The organism is Flavobacterium bomense (assembly GCF_003970355.1).
In genome coordinates this window covers 37744-55182 of the sequence record NZ_RYDJ01000018.1, presented here as the reverse complement: position 1 = coordinate 55182, position 17439 = coordinate 37744, and the positions used below count along the sequence as shown (strand labels likewise).

The 17439-nt window shown below is 37.4% G+C and carries 15 protein-coding genes, 3 pseudogenes and 1 riboswitch; of the genes and pseudogenes, 16 read left to right on the top strand and 2 right to left on the bottom strand.

Going from position 1 to position 17439, the window contains the following annotated elements; translation table 11 throughout:
• Positions 1 to 70 precede the first annotated feature (70 nt).
• From EKL98_RS13535 to EKL98_RS13470, 14 genes and pseudogenes are all read left to right on the top strand, one after another.
• Positions 71 to 172 (top strand): annotated as a pseudogene (locus EKL98_RS13535) (PLP-dependent transferase); the annotation flags it as partial.
• Between the two features lie 66 nt (positions 173 to 238).
• Positions 239 to 340, top strand: a pseudogene (locus EKL98_RS13530) (PLP-dependent transferase); the annotation flags it as partial.
• A 72-nt stretch (positions 341 to 412) separates the two neighbouring features.
• The gene (locus tag EKL98_RS13525) at positions 413 to 508 is read left to right on the top strand and encodes a PLP-dependent transferase (RefSeq protein ID WP_126516146.1); all 96 of its coding nucleotides are present in this window, start codon (positions 413 to 415) and stop codon (positions 506 to 508) included.
• A gap of 66 nt (positions 509 to 574) precedes the next feature.
• Positions 575 to 676: pseudogene (locus EKL98_RS13520) on the top strand (PLP-dependent transferase); the annotation flags it as partial.
• A gap of 168 nt (positions 677 to 844) precedes the next feature.
• Positions 845 to 1255, top strand: a complete 411-nt coding sequence (locus tag EKL98_RS13515; RefSeq protein WP_126516147.1) for an RrF2 family transcriptional regulator — start codon at positions 845 to 847, stop codon at positions 1253 to 1255.
• A gap of 115 nt (positions 1256 to 1370) precedes the next feature.
• Positions 1371 to 2276, top strand: a complete 906-nt coding sequence (locus EKL98_RS13510) for a sulfite exporter TauE/SafE family protein (RefSeq protein WP_231507414.1) — start codon at positions 1371 to 1373, stop codon at positions 2274 to 2276.
• Between the two features lie 15 nt (positions 2277 to 2291).
• Positions 2292 to 2993, top strand: a complete 702-nt coding sequence (locus EKL98_RS13505; protein WP_126516148.1) for a phosphoadenylyl-sulfate reductase — start codon at positions 2292 to 2294, stop codon at positions 2991 to 2993.
• A 65-nt stretch (positions 2994 to 3058) separates the two neighbouring features.
• Positions 3059 to 3958 carry a sulfate adenylyltransferase subunit CysD gene (cysD, locus tag EKL98_RS13500; protein WP_126453028.1) on the top strand — a complete coding sequence of 300 codons (900 nt, stop codon included), beginning with the start codon at positions 3059 to 3061 and terminating at the stop codon, positions 3956 to 3958.
• A 152-nt stretch (positions 3959 to 4110) separates the two neighbouring features.
• On the top strand, positions 4111 to 5355 hold the full coding sequence (locus EKL98_RS13495; RefSeq protein ID WP_126562875.1) for a sulfate adenylyltransferase subunit 1: 1245 nt from the start codon (positions 4111 to 4113) through the stop codon (positions 5353 to 5355).
• 187 nt (positions 5356 to 5542) lie between these two features.
• Complete coding sequence (locus EKL98_RS13490) at positions 5543 to 7633, top strand: HEPN domain-containing protein (RefSeq protein WP_126457431.1); 2091 nt, start codon at positions 5543 to 5545, stop codon at positions 7631 to 7633.
• Positions 7626 to 8399, top strand: coding sequence for a uroporphyrinogen-III C-methyltransferase (cobA, locus tag EKL98_RS13485; RefSeq protein ID WP_126562874.1), 774 nt, complete (start codon positions 7626 to 7628; stop codon positions 8397 to 8399). The genes EKL98_RS13490 and cobA overlap by 8 nt, the downstream gene beginning before the upstream one ends.
• A 74-nt stretch (positions 8400 to 8473) precedes the next feature.
• Positions 8474 to 9055: a precorrin-2 dehydrogenase/sirohydrochlorin ferrochelatase family protein gene (locus EKL98_RS13480; RefSeq protein WP_126554992.1), complete on the top strand. Its 582-nt coding sequence runs from the start codon at positions 8474 to 8476 to the stop codon at positions 9053 to 9055.
• A gap of 107 nt (positions 9056 to 9162) precedes the next feature.
• Positions 9163 to 10215, top strand: coding sequence for an NAD(P)/FAD-dependent oxidoreductase (locus EKL98_RS13475; RefSeq protein WP_091204228.1), 1053 nt, complete (start codon positions 9163 to 9165; stop codon positions 10213 to 10215).
• A gap of 92 nt (positions 10216 to 10307) precedes the next feature.
• Positions 10308 to 10427: riboswitch (SAM riboswitch) on the top strand.
• Between the two features lie 265 nt (positions 10428 to 10692).
• Positions 10693 to 11694, top strand: coding sequence for a homocysteine S-methyltransferase family protein (locus EKL98_RS13470; protein WP_126554994.1), 1002 nt, complete (start codon positions 10693 to 10695; stop codon positions 11692 to 11694).
• Between the two features lie 319 nt (positions 11695 to 12013).
• On the opposite strand, the gene EKL98_RS18435 is transcribed toward EKL98_RS13470, so the two are convergent.
• Positions 12014 to 12139, bottom strand: coding sequence for a hypothetical protein (locus EKL98_RS18435; RefSeq protein WP_255416337.1), 126 nt, complete (start codon positions 12137 to 12139; stop codon positions 12014 to 12016).
• 256 nt (positions 12140 to 12395) lie between these two features.
• Between EKL98_RS18435 and metH the strand changes: the two genes are divergently transcribed.
• A complete protein-coding gene (gene metH, locus EKL98_RS13465; protein ID WP_126562873.1) occupies positions 12396 to 15077 on the top strand; it encodes a methionine synthase in 2682 nt (893 codons plus the stop codon).
• A gap of 110 nt (positions 15078 to 15187) precedes the next feature.
• Positions 15188 to 16144 carry a methylenetetrahydrofolate reductase [NAD(P)H] gene (gene metF / locus EKL98_RS13460; RefSeq protein WP_126554996.1) on the top strand — a complete coding sequence of 319 codons (957 nt, stop codon included), beginning with the start codon at positions 15188 to 15190 and terminating at the stop codon, positions 16142 to 16144.
• A gap of 261 nt (positions 16145 to 16405) precedes the next feature.
• Here the strand turns inward: metF and gldA are convergent, their stop codons facing one another.
• Positions 16406 to 17305, bottom strand: a complete 900-nt coding sequence (gene gldA, locus EKL98_RS13455) for a gliding motility-associated ABC transporter ATP-binding subunit GldA (RefSeq protein WP_126457424.1) — start codon at positions 17303 to 17305, stop codon at positions 16406 to 16408.
• Positions 17306 to 17439 lie beyond the last annotated feature (134 nt).

The following is a 17439-nucleotide window of genomic DNA, read 5'->3' as shown; positions in this document are numbered from 1 at the left end:
GTAAAGTTCATGACGATTGAAACCATACAATAGTCCACGGTTTAAACCGTGGTCAATGTGGTTTATTTAAGAACGTTTAGCAGTGAGTATTACCGATGGTTTAGTTCGTGTTTCAGTAGGATTGGAAACGGTAAAAGATGTAATCGCTGATTTAGAGCAGGCGCTTTCGTAAAGTTCATGACGATTGAAGCCATACAATAGTCCACGGTTTAAACCGTGGTCAATGTGGTTTATTTAAGAACGTTTAGCAGTGAGTATTACCGATGGTTTAGTTCGTGTTTCAGTAGGATTGGAAACCGTGAAGGATGTGATTGCTGATTTGGAGCAGGCGCTTTCGTAAAGTTCATGACGATTGAAGCCATACAATAGTTCAAGGTTTAAACCGTGGGCAATGTGGTTTATTTAAGAACGTTTGTCGGTTAGTATTCCCGATGGTTTAGTTCGTGTTTCAGTAGGATTGGAAACCGTAAAAGATGAGATTGCTGATTTGGAGCAGGCATTGTTGTAAAGTTCATGACGATTGAAGCCATACAATAGTCCACGGTTTAAACCGTGGTCAATGTGGTTTATTTAAGAACGTTTGTCGGTTAGTATTACCGATGGTTTAGTGCGTGTTTCAGTAGGATTGGAAACGGTAAAAGATGTGATTGCTGATTTAGAGCAGGCATTGTTGTAAGGATTTTTGATTGTAGATTTACTACAAATTAAAAATCATCAATCTCCATTCACTATTCTTAAATCAAAAAGTATATTTTTGTTGTTTCAATATAAAAAGAATGTTGATTTCAGACAGCTTTGAAATCTACAATCAAAAATAATTAATCTTCAATTATATTTTTTTAAAATGCTTTCAAAAAAAACTAAATACGGAATAAAAGCACTTACTTTTTTGGCACGCCAAAAAAACAATTTTCCGGTGCAAATAGCGGAGATAGCCAAGAGCGAGACTATCTCGATCAAGTTTTTAGAAAGTATTTTATTATTACTGCGTCATTCTGGTTTTTTAGGAGCCAAAAAAGGAAAAGGCGGAGGCTATTATTTGATAAAAGATCCTAAGGAAATAAATATGGCCCATGTGTATCGTATTCTAGAGGGACCTATTGCATTACTTCCATGTGCCAGCCATAATTTTTATGAGCCTTGTGAAGACTGTGCCGATGAAACCACTTGCGCCGTTCGGAAATTAATGACCGAAGTGCGAGACAATACCCTGATGATATTGGAAAACAATACCCTAGCGGATATCGCCTTTTAAAAAATAAACTTAAAAATTAGTGTTGTAGTTAAACAAAAAGTACTATTTTTGCGCTTTAATCTACAATGCCGATAGGGTAATAGATAATAAATAAAATTTATTTTACCTTGCAAGCATGAATAAAGAAGTAGTAGAAGAAAATAAAGGGATGATAAAATCCCAAATTACATTTAAAGAACGCTTGTGGGTTGTTATTCCGGTTGTTTTATTAGTTGGATTAATTTCTACATTGGTGTACAACCATCATGCTGAATTTTCTTGGAATGGTTTTGTGGGAGGGTTCGATCAGGAGTTTTTAATCTTTTTTTGTATTGGCGTTTTTGCACAACTAGTCGATGGAACTTTAGGAATGGGCTACGGAGCAACCTCTACCTCTTTTTTATTGGCATATGGAATCCCGCCAGCAATCAGCAGTACAGGTGTTCACGTTGCTGAAATGTTTACCACCGGCGCTTCTGCAATTTCTCATCATCGTTTTGGGAATATCAATAAAAAACTAGTCCGGCATTTGTTGATACCCGGAATTTTGGGTTCGATTACCGGAGCTTATTTGTTATCGGATGTAATTGATGGGGATGCAATAAAGCCTTTTATTGCCGTGTATATGATCGCTTTGGCGGTTATAATTATCAGAAAGGCAATGCAAAAAAATATTATTAAAAAGAAAACGAAACGATTGAATATTCTGGCTTCTTTTGGGGGATTCATGGATTCCGTTGGAGGTGGAGGCTGGGGGCCAATTGTAACTTCTACATTATTAGGACGCGGTAGAAATCCTAGATATACAATTGGTTCTGTGAATGCAGCCGAATTTGCGGTTTCTTTCGCTAGTGGTATTACATTTATGATTTTTGGAGGAATCCAAGGATGGCAGGTTATTATAGGTTTAATTTTAGGAGGCGTTATTGCTGCGCCAATTGCTGCTTTATTAGTTAATAAAATCAAAAGAAAACCAATGATGATTTTGGTAGGTATCTTAATTATTATTTTGAGTTTAAGAACCTTGTCAAAATTGTTGTAAAAGATAAACGGAATTATGAGCACAGATATAGTACAAGCGTTATTGCATAAAACCAAAGATTTTTCCATTGAGGAAACGCTTCGTTTTTTAGCCAACGAATATAAGGATAACGTAGTTTTTTCTACTTCTTTTGGTCAGGAAGATCAGGTGATTACGGCTTTAATTGCGAAAAATGATTTGCCAATTACCATTTTTACATTGGATACAGGACGATTATTTCAGGAAACGTATGATGTTTTTCATAAAACTTTAAGAAAATATAAAATTGACATTAAAACCTATTTTCCGGAAGCAATTGCGGTGGAAGAGTTGTTAAATCATAAAGGTCCAAACAGCTTCTATGAATCGGTGGAGAATAGAAAAGAGTGTTGTTTTATTCGAAAAGTGGCACCGTTGACTAAAGCATTAAAAGGGAATGACATCTGGATTACTGGTTTACGTGCGGAACAATCCGAAAACAGAAATGACTTAGACCTTTTTGAATACGATGAAAAGTTCGACATTATAAAATTCAATCCATTATTGAAATGGACTTTGATAGAAGTAGAAGCTTATTTAGAAAAAAATAATGTGCCACAAAATGTATTACACAAACAAGGGTTTGTAAGTATAGGATGTGCTCCATGTACGAGAGCCATAGCCGAAGGGGAAGATATCAGAGCAGGGAGATGGTCATGGGAATCGAGTCATAAAGAATGTGGGTTGCACCAAAAATAATTAAAAATTAATACAACAATCTTTCAATTTTTGAATTTTTCAATCCTTGAATAAATAAAAATATAATGAGTACCATATTAAAAACAAATGCTTTAGAAAGCGAAGCGATATACATATTTAGAGAAGTAATTTCTCAATTTGACAAACCGGTATTGCTTTTCTCTGGTGGAAAAGATTCGATTACTTTGGTACGTTTAGCTCAAAAAGCATTTTTTCCAGCGAAAATCCCTTTTCCATTGTTGCACGTAGATACGGGACATAACTTTCCTGAAACTATTGCTTTTAGAGATAAATTAGTTGCTGAATTGGGATTAGAATTAATCGTTCGTAATGTGCAAGATGCTATTGACGAAGGGAAAGTTGTAGAAGAAACAGGTAAGTACTCCAGTAGAAACAGTTTGCAAACGACTACACTTTTGGATGCTATCGAAGAATTCAAATTTGATGCTTGCATCGGTGGTGCGCGTAGAGATGAAGAAAAAGCGAGAGCGAAGGAACGTATTTTTTCGGTTCGTGATGATTTTGGTCAATGGGACGAAAAAAATCAGCGTCCTGAATTATTTGATATTTTAAACGGAAAAATTGAAAACGGTCAAAACGTTCGTGTTTTTCCAATTTCGAATTGGACAGAGCTAGATGTTTGGAGTTATATCGAACAAGAGCAAATCGAAATTCCATCGATTTACTTTTCACACAAGCGTAAGGTATTCTTGAGAGACGGTATGATTTGGTCTCATTCTCCTTTTGTTTACCAAGAAGAAGATGAGCAAATTGAAGAAAGAATTGTTCGTTTTAGAACCGTTGGAGATATGAGTTGTACCGCAGCTGTTGATTCTTACGCAGCAACTATTCAGGAAGTGGTGGGTGAAATTAGATCTTCAACTATTTCTGAAAGAGGAGCCAGAATTGATGATAAACGTTCTGAAGCTGCAATGGAAAAAAGAAAACAACAAGGTTATTTTTAGAAAACAATTATAAGTTATGAATTATAAATTATGAATTGTTCCGAGATATTTAAAATTTATAATTCAACATTTAAAATAAAAAAATCAAATTTAGAAGTTTTTACAAGGTGTTTTTGAAAACCTTAAACTTTTAAACTTTAAACAAAATTCAGATGGAAGTTTTAAAAATAGCAACAGCAGGAAGTGTAGATGACGGAAAAAGTACATTAATCGGGAGATTATTGTACGATACAAAATCATTGACTACAGATAAGATTGAAGCAATAGAAAAAAGCAGTAAGCAAAAAGGATACGATTATTTAGATTTCTCATTGGCTACCGATGGTTTGGTTGCTGAAAGAGAACAAGGAATTACGATTGATGTGGCGCATATTTATTTTTCGACAGCCAAAAAAAGTTACATTATTGCCGATACTCCGGGTCACGTTGAATATACACGAAACATGGTTACCGGAGCTTCAACTTCACAAGTTTCAATCATTTTGATTGATGCGCGTAAAGGAGTTATTGAGCAAACCTACCGTCACTTTTTTATCAATAATTTATTGAGAGTAAAAGATGTGATTGTTGCGGTAAACAAAATGGATTTAGTTGATTATTCAGAAGAAGTATACAACAAAATCAAAGCAGACTTTCAGGCATTAAATGCAAAAAGCGCTTTTAAAGAACAAAATGTAAGTTACATTCCGCTAAGTGCAATCAATGGAGGGAATGTTGCCGATAAATCGGAGAACATGCCTTGGTATACCGGACAGACGGTTTTGGAACATTTGGAATCATTGGAACCAAATGATATCTACGAAAACGGGATCGCACGTTTTCCTGTTCAAACAGTAATCCGACCAAAAACGGAAGAGTATCACGACTTTAGAGGATATGCCGGAAAATTATACGGTAACACTATTAAAGTGGGAGATGCAGTAACGGTGCTTCCTTCTTTAACTGAATCTACCGTAACGAATATTCACTTTTTTGATAAACAATTTGATGAAGCTATGGCTGGTTCTTCTATCACTATCGAATTAGATAATGACATCAATGTAACCAGAGGTGATATGATTGTAAAATCGAATGAACTTCCTAAAATTGAAAAAGACATCACAACAACTGTTTGTTGGATGGACAGTAAAAAATTAGTGGCAGGTGCAAAATATTATGTGCAACACAACAGCAATAGAGTTTTGGCGAAAATTGACAGTGTAAAAAACGTAATCGCAACCGATTATTCTGGAACAACACCAGCGACTCAATTAGCTATAAATGAAATTGGAGAAGTAACTATCAAATTGAGCAAAGCCATTTATTTTGATGCTTATACTGATAATAAATCTAACGGAGCTTTCATTTTAATAGATGCTGCAACCAACACAACAGCAGGAGTTGGGTTTATAAAATAGCCCCCACCCCAGCCCTCCCCGAAGGGGAGGGAGACATCCTGGATAAAAGTATGCCGGTAGTTAAGGCGTTTGCCTTTTACGATAAGAATATAATAATAATTGAGTTAAAAGAAAATGTAATAATATTTCCAATTTCGACTCCCTCCCCGAAGGGGAGGGTTGAGGAGGGGATAAATATAACTAAAAGATGCAAAGTTTTAGAACAGAAATAGAAGATCCGATTGTCCAAAAAGAGATTATCGATTTAGAGAAAAAAATTCATTCCTTCCGAAGTGGACAAATTGACGATGAGCGTTTTCGCAGTCTTCGTTTGGCACGTGGTATTTACGGTCAACGTCAAGAAGGCGTGCAAATGATTCGTATTAAATTGCCATACGGAAAAGTGACTAGCGAGCAATTGAAGCGTATTACGGAAGTGTCCGATAAATATTCTACAGGACGTTTACACATTACAACCCGTCAGGATATTCAAATTCACTATGTGAGTTTAGACAGAACACCTGAGCTTTGGTCTGAGTTGGCCAAAGATGATATCACTTTGAGAGAAGCGTGTGGAAACACCGTGCGTAATATTACTGGAAGCGAATTAGCGGGTGTTGATGTTGACGAACCTTTTGACGTGTCGCCTTATGCGCATGGTTTGTTTCAATATTTATTGCGTAACCCAATTTGTCAGGAAATGGGACGTAAGTTCAAAATATCATTCTCCTCTTCTGATAAAGATACCGCTTTGAGTTATTTGCATGATTTAGGATTTATTCCAAAAATTGTAAATGGCGAAAAAGGGTTCAAAATAATGTTTGCGGGTGGTTTAGGTTCTCAACCAAGTCACGCTGAATTGCTTTCAGAATTTGTACCGGTGAACCAAATTATTCCAACTGCCGAAGGTATAATCAGAGTTTTTGACCGTTACGGAGAAAGAGCAAAACGTTTGAAAGCACGTATGAAGTTTTTAATCAAGGACTTGGGTCGTGAAGAGTTTTTGCGTTTGGTTGACGAAGAGAAAAAAGCTCTTCCGTTTCATACTTACGAAATAGACACTACCGCTTTTGAAGGACCAATTACTGAACCTTTATTGGCAGTACCAGCAGTAACGATCGAGGATGTTGAAGCTTTTGAAGCTTGGAAAAAATCGAACGTGATTGTACAAAAACAAGCAGGATATGTAGCTATTGGTATCAAAGTACTTTTAGGAGATTTTTATACGGACAAAGCAAGATTGTTAGCCGATTTGATTAAAAATTACGGTGCGAATGAATTGCGTTTTTCATTACGACAAAACATCGTTTTACGTAATATTAAAGAAGAAAATCTAGCGTTCTTTTACCAAGAATTAGCCAAATTGGATTTTGTTGCTTTAGGATATGATACTATCGGAGATATCACGGCTTGTCCGGGAACGGATACGTGTAATTTAGGTATTGCAAGTAGTACTGGTATTGCGGATGAATTAGAAAGAGTATTAAAAACAGAATACCCACAATACAGCAACAATCAACAAATCGCCATAAAAATTAGCGGTTGTATGAATGCTTGTGGACAACACAATATGTCCGAAATTGGTTTCCAAGGAATGTCTATTAATGCAGGAAAGTTGGTAGCTCCGGCTCTTCAAGTTTTATTAGGTGGCGGGAATTTAGGAAACGGAAACGGAAGATTTTCTGACAAAGTGATTAAAATTCCAAGCAGAAGAGGACCCGATGCGTTGCGTTATATCTTAAATGATTTTGAAGCAAACGGAAACGGACAATCGTTCTTGAATTATTACGACGCCAAAGGAGAGAAATATTTCTATGAATTCTTGAAACCATTAGCGGATATAACAAACCTTACCGAGGCTGATTTTGTAGATTGGGGAAATGCTGATAACTACGTAAAAGCAGTTGGAGTAGGAGAATGTGCAGGTGTAGTAATTGATTTAGTGGCTACTTTAATATTAGAAGCCAAAGATAAAATGACTTTTGCACAAGAAGCTTTCGAAGAAGAAAAATGGGCAGATGCGATTTACTTGGCCTACGCAGGTTTTGTAAACGGAGCCAAAGCAATTTTATTGGCCGAAAACCAAAAAACAAATCACCACGCTGGAATTATCGATTTATTTGATACTGTTTTTATCGAAAGCAAAAAAATAGAATTGGATTCAAGCTTTAAAGATTTGGTTTATCAAATCAAAGCGAATGAGCCTTCTGCCGAATTTGCACAAAAATACATCCAACAAGGAGTTGCGTTTTTTGATACAATAGAGAAATACAGAGCCAAAGACCTAGCTGATGCATAATACAATACAACCCAAAGTAACTTTAGTAGGCGCTGGTCCTGGCGATCCGGATTTGCTTACTCTGAAAGGAGTAAAGGCGCTGGCAGAAGCGAATGTGGTTTTGTATGATGCACTAGCCAATGAGGAAATAATGATTCATGCACCCAAAGATGCCATAAAAATATTTGTAGGGAAACGAAAAGGCTGTCATGAATATACGCAAGACCAAATCAATCAGTTGATTGTTGATAATGCGCTTACCTATGGAAATGTCGTTCGGTTGAAGGGTGGAGATCCATTTATTTTTGGTCGTGGAAGCGAAGAAATTGAATTTGCAGAAAGTTTTGGAATCCCTACATTTGTAGTCCCCGGAATTTCATCTTCGATTGCAGTTCCGGCTTATCAAGGAATTTCTTTGACAAAAAGAGGTGTTTCAGAAAGTTTTTGGGTAATCACAGGCACTACTTCCGACAGGAATTTGTCGAATGATGTAGCTCTCGCAGCGCAATCATCAGCAACAGTTGTGATTTTGATGGGAATGAGTAAACTATCACAAATTGTGTCATTATTCCAGAAGGAATCCAAAGGAGAAACTCCTGTTGCAATTATTCAAAACGGAACTACTCCACAGGAAAAAATTGGAGTTGGAACGATTAACACTATCCAAGGAGTTGTGGCGGAGAAAAAGTTAAGTTCACCAGCTATAATTGTTATTGGAGAAGTGGTCAAAGAAAGTATCAAGTTAAAAGGATTTCACGAAGAATTCATTTTAAGTAACATTGCATAAAAAATAAGTATAAATTATTCAAGCTCAGGCTCCCTCTCCTTCGGAGAGGGTTGGGAGAGGAAAATAAGATAGTAATGGAAAGAAACGAACTATATCCTGTTTTTTTAAAACTACACAACCTCAATGTACTTATTGTAGGTGGAGGAAATGTGGGTTTAGAAAAGTTATCTTTCATGTTGAAATCCAGTCCAAATGCCAATGTTGAAGTGGTGGCGCCAAGGTTTCTTCCAGAATTGGAAGGCCTGGCAGCAAAACATCCTTCGGTAATATTGACCTATAAAAAGTTCAATCGCTGGATGCTTCGCAAACGCCACATGGTAATTGCCTGCACCGATGATTTGAAAGTAAATAAACGGGTATTCGACTTGTGTCGAAAAAGACATTTGATTTGCAACATTGCCGATACACCGGATTTATGTGATTATTATTTGGGCGGAATCGTAACCAAAGGAAATGTGAAAATAGCCATTTCAACCAACGGTAAATCACCGACAACTGCCAAAAGATTACGGGAGTTTTTCGAAGAAATAATTCCGGATGACATCAATAAAATGGTCGAAAACCTCAATGAATATCGCAAAACGCTTAAAGGGAATTTCGAAGAAAAAGTACAAAAAATGAACGAAATCACAGAAGCATTAAAAAACAAAGAATAAAAGCATTGCAAATTAACGAATGATATTTATCATTTAAAGTTGTAAAAATCAATCGTTAATTTGTACTAAATAGTTTATTATAATTACATTACATAAAGAATAAAAAAATGATTAAAACAGACATACTTATAATAGGAGCCGGACCAACTGGTTTATTTGCCGTTTTTGAAGCAGGATTATTGAAATTAAAATGCCATATTTTAGATGCTTTGCCACAAGCGGGCGGACAGCTTTCAGAATTATATCCTAAAAAACCTATTTATGACATTCCAGGGTTTCCAGAAGTATTAGCGGGGGATTTAGTGGATAATTTAATGGAACAAATCAAGCAGTTCGAGCCAGGATTCACCCTTGGCGAGCGTGCAGAAACGATTGAAAAACAAGAAGACGGAAGTTTTATTGTCACCTCAAATAAAGGAAAAAAATTCCATGCACCAGTTGTGGCGATTGCCGGTGGATTAGGAAGTTTTGAACCCAGAAAACCATTGATCGAAGACATCGAATTTTACGAAGATAAAGGAATCAAGTATTTCATTAAAAATCCGGAAAAATTCAGAGACAAAAGAGTAGTAATTGCAGGAGGTGGTGATTCCGCTTTAGATTGGAGTATTTTCTTGTCGAATATTGCTTCCGAAGTGACTTTAATTCACCGTAGAAATGAATTCAGAGGAGCCTTGGATTCGGTCGAAAAAGTGCAGGAGTTAAAAGATTCCGGAAAAATAAAAATGATCACGCCGGCAGAAGTAGTTGGTTTAAATGGAGCCGAACATTTAGAATCAATTGATATTGAAGAAAATGGTGCCCACAGAACCATTCCTACAGATTATTTTATTCCGCTTTTTGGATTAACTCCAAAGTTAGGTCCTATTGGAGACTGGGGATTAGACATTGAAAAAAATGCCATAAAAGTAAATAATGCTTTGGATTATCAAACGAATATTCCCGGAATTTTTGCCATTGGTGACGTAAACACTTATCCAGGAAAACTGAAATTGATTCTTTGTGGATTCCACGAAGCAACTATGATGTGTCAGGCAGCCTACCAAATAATCAATCCGGGTAAGAAATATGTGCTGAAATATACTACAGTTTCTGGTGTTGACGGATTTGACGGAACTCGTAAAGAAGCTCCAAAAGCCGTGGTTAAAGCCATAGTTTAACAACTTAATACAAACTAGTTAAAAAATATAGCGCTAATACTTGCAAGTATAGGCGCTATGTCTTTACTTTGCACTGTTCCTATATTTATTGAAAGTTATCACGAAAGGCGGAGGGAAAGACCCAATGAAACCTTAGCAACCCTTTATCTTTAAAGAAGGTGCTACATTCTACTTTATACAGAACCAGTTTCAGTATTTAAGATAGATAACACACGAATACTCACTCAGTATTTCTCAAACCTTTTCTTGACAACATATATTTTTAGCCTTCTGAATTAATTTCGGTATCAGGAGCGAACAATTGGTGTTTTTTTGCCAATACTGTTCCCGCTTTCCGCTATATCTTTTTTTCTGAACGCCAGAAAAATATGATATCGCTTCAATCGGGGCTAAAGAGTTCATATAGTGAACTTTTGTAATTAATAATCAAAAGTGTAAATCCCGAAATGGATCGTGATTTACAAGAAATAACAAGATATGTCAAGCATTCAAGAAGCCATTAAAAAAAACATACTCATACTCGATGGAGCTATGGGAACCATGTTGCAACGCTACAATTTCTCTGAAGAAGACTTTCGAGGAGAACGTTTCAAAGATTTTCCACATTCCTTAAAAGGGAACAATGATTTATTGTCACTTACGCAACCACAAGCGATTCGTGCGGTACACGCCGCCTATTTTGAAGCAGGAGCAGATATCGTTGAAACCAATACTTTTTCTGGAACCACCATCGGAATGGCAGATTACCATCTCGAAGATATTGTTTACGAACTTAACTACGAATCGGCACGAATTGCCCGTGAAGTAGCCGATGAATTTACAGCCAAAAATCCAGATAAACCTCGTTTTGTAGCCGGTTCAGTTGGACCAACAAACAGAACAGCGAGTATGTCTCCAGATGTAAATGATCCAGGTTACAGAGCGGTAACTTTTGATGATTTGCGCATTGCTTACAAACAACAAGTAGAAGCATTGATAGACGGAGGAAGTGATTTACTGTTGGTGGAAACTATTTTCGATACGTTAAACGCCAAAGCGGCTCTTTTCGCTATTGAAGAAGTCAAAGACGAACGTAATATTGATATTCCAATCATGGTTTCCGGGACAATTACCGATGCATCAGGAAGAACACTTTCAGGTCAAACCGTGGAAGCTTTCTTAGTTTCGGTTTCACACATTCCGTTGTTGAGTGTAGGATTCAATTGCGCCTTGGGTGCCGATTTGCTTAAACCGTATCTCCAAACCTTAGCGCATAATACTTCGTTCAATGTTTCGGCACATCCTAATGCAGGATTACCCAACGCTTTTGGAGAGTACGATGAAACGCCAGAACAGATGCAAGCCTTTATCAAAGAATATTTAGACGATAATTTAGTAAATATCATAGGTGGCTGTTGCGGAACAACCCCAGAACACATTAAGTTGATTGCTGATATCGCAAAGGAGTATAAACCTAGAGTTTCAACAGCAACGATGTAATTAAATTTCCTGCATGGTTTTTTTAAACTGTGTAGTGATGTTTGAAAATGGATTTTTTTAGTTGAATCCAAGTTAGTGCCAGCGCCGGAACTGATAACACTAGATAGCGCGGATTTGTAATCCGTGCCCACAAAGAGAATAAAAACATAAAGTGTGATTTTGTCATTCGGACGAAGGAGGAATCACATTACGGATATAGTTTGATGAGATTCCTCCTTCGTCGGAATGACAAACTGGGTGGCTAGGTTCCCCCGCTAGCGCGAGCTTCTAGCTCGTGCCCATTAACAAAGGCAGGATAAATAGATTTTGAAATATAGAATTATAATTTAGAATAGGCACGAGCGGGACGCTCGCGATAGCGAAGTACGAGTTCCGTAGGAACGATATATTTTGTAGCAACGGAATTTATTCCGTTGAATGAAATAAAAATTAGGATTACGAGCATATTCTGTTGATAATAGATGATTTAGTACCAATATCCGCGTGAGGGATAGCAGTGAAAAGCCCACAGACAAATGAAGTCCCGATAGCTATCGGGACGGAATTAGTCGAGGACTTGTAACGAATAGCCCGACCCTTGTGGTCACGCCCAAAATAATAAGAAACAAAACGAACTACACGTTAAAAAAAAGTAGAAATAAACAACAAAAGCATAAACTTGTACCGTTTCTAAAACCGTGCAGGACAAATAAAGATAAAAAATGGCACAAGCAGAAACTAGAAGAAACTTGGTATTATCAGGATTAGAGCCTTTAATCATTACGCCTAACAGCGTATTTGTAAATATTGGTGAACGAACGAATGTTACCGGTTCTAGAAAGTTCCTTCGATTAATCAAGGAAGAAAAATACGAGGAAGCACTCAGTATTGCCAAAGAGCAAGTGGAAGGTGGCGCGCAAATCATCGATATAAATATGGATGAAGGAATGCTTGATGGCGAATATGCCATGACGAAATTCCTGAATTTGATTGCTGCTGAACCGGATATTTCCAGAGTTCCAATCATGATTGATAGCTCGAAATGGGATATCATTGAGGCTGGACTAAAAGTGGTGCAAGGTAAGAGTGTGGTAAATTCGATTTCCTTGAAAGAAGGCGAAGAACAATTTATTCATCACGCTAAATTGATTAAGCGTTACGGTGCTGCGGCAATTATTATGGCTTTTGATGAAACTGGACAAGCAGATAATTACGAGCGCCGGGTAGAAATTTGCCAACGTTCGTATGATATATTAGTTGCCAAAGTTGGTTTTCCTCCACAGGATATTATTTTCGATTTGAATATATTTCCAGTAGCGACAGGAATGGAAGAACACCGCTTGAATGCTTTGGATTTCTTTAGAGGAACAAAATGGGTTAGAGAAAATTTACCTCACGCACACATTAGTGGAGGTGTAAGTAATGTTTCGTTCTCTTTTAGAGGAAATGATACGGTTCGGGAGGCGATGCACTCCGTGTTTTTGTACCACGCCATCCAACATGGAATGACGATGGGAATCGTGAATCCTGAAATGTTGTCTATTTATGACGAAATTCCAAAAGATCTTTTAGAACGCGTTGAAGACGTAATTCTGAACAGGCGAGAGGATGCCACAGAGCGATTACTGGATTTTGCCGAAAATGTAAAAGGAGATGTAAAGAGCAATGAAAAAGCGATTCAGGAATGGCGCTCTGGAACGATTCAGGAACGATTGACACATTCCTTAGTGAAGGGAGTGGATGAATTTATTCTTTTGGATATTGAAGAAGCTCGACTGGCAGCAAAAAAACCAATTGAAGTTATTGAAATTAACTTAATGACAGGAATGAATGTGGTTGGGGATTTATTTGGTTCGGGTAAAATGTTTTTGCCGCAAGTGGTAAAATCGGCTCGGGTAATGAAAAAAGCAGTGGCTTATTTGTTGCCGTTTATTGAAGCCAGCAAACAAGCCGGAGACAAACAAGGGAATGGAAAAATCCTGATGGCAACCGTAAAAGGCGATGTACACGATATTGGTAAAAACATTGTAAGCGTGGTGCTGGCGTGTAATAATTATGAGATTGTAGATTTAGGCGTAATGGTGCCTCCCGAAAAAATTATCGCAGCGGCCATTGAGCATAACGTAGATATTATTGGATTGAGCGGATTGATCACGCCGTCACTGGACGAAATGGTTTTTCTTGCTAAAGAATTAGACAAAAGAGGACTTAAAATTCCAATAATGATTGGTGGGGCAACAACTTCGCGAGCACATACAGCCGTGAAAATTGCACCACAATACAGAGAAACGGTTATTCATGTGAATGATGCTTCGAGAGCCGTAACGGTGGCGGGAAGTTTATTGAACAAGGATAAAAAAATATATGCAAGCGACATTAGAGCGGAGTATGATGCCTTTAGAGAGACGTTTTTGAATCGTTCACGCGACAAAAATTTCTTAACTATTGAGCAAGCGCGCAAGAATAAATTGCAGTTGGATTGGGAGAATTTTACTCCTGTAAAGCCAAAAATCATAGGCGAACAAGTGATCGAAGTGGATTTGGATGTTTTGGTTCCGTATATTGACTGGACACCGTTTTTTAGAACCTGGGAATTGTTCGGGAAATATCCGGCAATTTTAACGGATGCGGTAGTGGGCGAACAAGCCACTTCGGTTTTTGCAGATGCGCAGGAAATGTTAGAAGTTATTTTGAGAGAAAAGAAACTGACTGCTAAAGGAATTTATGGAATTTTCCCTGCCAATCAAGTGAACGATGATGACATTGAGATAAGTGATGAAAACGGAAAACCATTGCAGACATTCTTGACGTTACGTCAGCAATCACAAAAAACAAAAGGTGCTCCAAACATTGCTTTGTCTGATTTTATTGCTCCAAAAGATAGCGGTAAAACGGATTATATGGGCGCATTTTGTGTCACGACTGGTTTTGGTGTTGATGAGTGGGCGGCTGAATTCGAAAGAGATTTAGACGATTACAATTCGATTATGGTCAAAGCATTAGCAGATCGTTTTGCGGAAGCTTTTGCGGAATATTTACACGAAAAAATCCGTAAAGAAATTTGGGGCTATTCATCAGATGAAGCTTTAAGTACAGAGGCTATGATCGCTGAAGATTACAAAGGAATCCGTCCGGCTCCAGGATATCCGGCTTGTCCCGACCATTTAGAAAAACCTACGATTTGGAAATTACTAAATGTAGAACAAGAAATTGGAGTGACGCTAACCGAAAGTATGGCGATGTGGCCCGCTTCATCGGTTTCTGGGTATTACTTTGGAAATCCGGAAAGCAAGTATTTCGGACTTGGAAAAATAAAAGAAGACCAAGTCATTGATTATGCCAAACGCAGAAGCATTCCAACCGATATAGCAATGAAATGGTTGAACCCGAATGTAGCAGATTAAAATCCCCACCCAGCCTCCCCGAAGGGGAGGAGTCGAAAAGGAAGAAAAAAATATTGTTCAATTAAAATTACCCGAGTTCTCCCCTCCTTTGGAGGGGTCGGGGGAGGATCATGAAAGTAACACAACATATAGAAGCAGCCAAAGGAGAAACGTTATTCTCCTTTGAAATTATTCCGCCTCAAAAAGGCAAAAGTATTCAGGAATTATACAATAATATTGATCCGTTGATGGAGTTCAAACCGCCATTCATAGACGTAACCACCTCTCGCGAAGAATTTATCTATATGGATAAAGGAAATGGTTTATTGGAAAAAAAACTAACCAGAATGCGTCCAGGAACACTTGGGATTTGCGCTTCGATCAAGCATAAATACAATGTAGATACCGTTCCTCATGTGCTTTGTGGTGGTTTTACCAAAGAAGAAACGGAATATCTATTAGTTGATTGTCATTATCTGGGAATTGATAATGTGATGGCTTTGCGTGGCGATGCCATGAAAGACGAGCAGTCTTTTGTTCCTAAATTAGGAGGAAATGATTTTGCAGTTGATTTGGTCAAACAAATTAACCAATTAAATTGCGGGAAGTACTTGCATGACCTCATGGATGTTGATGATAAAGCCAATTTTTGTATTGGAGTTGCGGGATATCCGGAGAAACATTTAGAATCACCGTCTTTAATTTCAGATTTGAAAAGACTCAAAGAAAAAGTAGATGCCGGTGCGGATTATGTGGTGACGCAAATGTTTTTTGATAATGCTAAATACTTCGAATTTGTTGCCAAAGCCAGAGAAATTGGGATCACCGTTCCTATTATTCCGGGAATTAAGCCTATTGCCGTGCAAAGACACTTACAAGTTTTGCCACAAATTTTCCGAATCGATCTGCCGGAAGATTTAATTCATGCGGTTGATCAGTGCAAAAACAACGCAGATATCAGACAAGTAGGAATCGAATGGGCTATCCAACAATCATTGGAGTTGAAAGCAGCCGGTGTTCCCGTGTTGCACTATTATTCTATGGGAAAATCAGAAAATATTCGACAAATAGCGAGTAAGGTTTTTTAGGAGCTATTTCCAGCTATTCGTTACAATCTTTTCTTGTCTAAAAAAACGAGACAAGAAAAGGATTTTTACTGCTATCTGGGCTAGGGATTTAACGGTTATAAATGTCGTTATTCATTCCAAATTCTCATAATTTTGTCATTCCGACGAAGGAGGAATTTCACGGCATGGGATTCCTCCTTCGTCGGAATGACAAATCAAACGGTATAAGTATTATGAATGGCTAGTATTTTTCATCTGCAAACTGCGACTGAACACTGATTACTATTTTTTCGTAATCTCTCTAAAAACAGCCTCTAAATTTTTATTTTTCTGATTCAGTTGCAATGTTTTCAAACCATTGGCATTGGCAAAATCAAAAACTGCCGGACGCATGTCTTTATCCGCTTTGAAAGTCAACTCCCAAATCATGTCGTGCGTATTTTTATAAGAAACAAGATTTTCGATTTTAGCAATGGCTTGTTCTTCGATTTTATAGTCAAATTCTACTTCAATCACTTGTTCCTTATCTTCAGAAATTAAGTTGTCCAGTTTTTTATCGGCAACAATTTTTCCATTATTGATGATAATAACACGGTCACAAATCGCTTCTACTTCCTGCATAATGTGCGTCGAAAGGAAAACAGTTTTGTCTTTTCCCACATTTTTAATCACATTACGAATTTCGATTAATTGGTTTGGATCTAAACCAGTGGTTGGTTCATCCAAAATCAAAACATCGGGATTGTGCAATAACGCATTGGCAAGGCCCACACGTTGCCGATATCCTTTAGACAATTGGCCTATTTTTTTATGACTTTCGGTAGTTAAACCAGTAAGTTGAATTACTTCGTCGATACGGGATTTAGCTACTTTATACACATCAGCGTTAAAGGCTAAATATTCGCGTACATACAAATCCAAATACAGCGGATTGTGTTCCGGTAAATAACCAATTGAAAGTTGTACTGCCTTTTGGTTGGTGTTTACATCATTTCCGTTTACTATTGCGGATCCTTCATCAGCATTGATGTAAGTGGTCAATATTTTCATCAAAGTTGATTTTCCGGCTCCATTTGGACCTAAGAAACCAACTATTTCTCCTTTTTTGACAGAAAATGTAATGTTGTCTAAGGCTTTTTGAGTACCGTAACTTTTGGATATGTTATTTACTTCTATTGACATGGAATTTTATTTGTTGCAAAAGTAAACAGAAAAAGTATTGATTTATTGTTTTTGTAACTCAATAAATAAAAGACCTTCGTCAAAGTTTATTGAGCAAGAGGATATTCTCTTTTAGATTTATATATTTACCATAA

Coding starts and splice junctions, on each gene's coding strand:
- EKL98_RS18435 (WP_255416337.1), bottom strand. CDS start 12,139: ATGCTCGTAATCCTAATTTTTATTTCATTCAACGGAATAAATTCCGTT.
- EKL98_RS13470 (WP_126554994.1), top strand. CDS start 10,693: ATGTCAAGCATTCAAGAAGCCATTAAAAAAAACATACTCATACTCGAT.
- metH (WP_126562873.1), top strand. CDS start 12,396: ATGGCACAAGCAGAAACTAGAAGAAACTTGGTATTATCAGGATTAGAG.
- EKL98_RS13480 (WP_126554992.1), top strand. CDS start 8,474: ATGGAAAGAAACGAACTATATCCTGTTTTTTTAAAACTACACAACCTC.
- metF (WP_126554996.1), top strand. CDS start 15,188: ATGAAAGTAACACAACATATAGAAGCAGCCAAAGGAGAAACGTTATTC.
- cysD (WP_126453028.1), top strand. CDS start 3,059: ATGAGTACCATATTAAAAACAAATGCTTTAGAAAGCGAAGCGATATAC.
- EKL98_RS13515 (WP_126516147.1), top strand. CDS start 845: ATGCTTTCAAAAAAAACTAAATACGGAATAAAAGCACTTACTTTTTTG.
- EKL98_RS13505 (WP_126516148.1), top strand. CDS start 2,292: ATGAGCACAGATATAGTACAAGCGTTATTGCATAAAACCAAAGATTTT.
- EKL98_RS13490 (WP_126457431.1), top strand. CDS start 5,543: ATGCAAAGTTTTAGAACAGAAATAGAAGATCCGATTGTCCAAAAAGAG.
- cobA (WP_126562874.1), top strand. CDS start 7,626: ATGCATAATACAATACAACCCAAAGTAACTTTAGTAGGCGCTGGTCCT.
- EKL98_RS13510 (WP_231507414.1), top strand. CDS start 1,371: ATGAATAAAGAAGTAGTAGAAGAAAATAAAGGGATGATAAAATCCCAA.
- EKL98_RS13475 (WP_091204228.1), top strand. CDS start 9,163: ATGATTAAAACAGACATACTTATAATAGGAGCCGGACCAACTGGTTTA.
- gldA (WP_126457424.1), bottom strand. CDS start 17,305: ATGTCAATAGAAGTAAATAACATATCCAAAAGTTACGGTACTCAAAAA.
- EKL98_RS13495 (WP_126562875.1), top strand. CDS start 4,111: ATGGAAGTTTTAAAAATAGCAACAGCAGGAAGTGTAGATGACGGAAAA.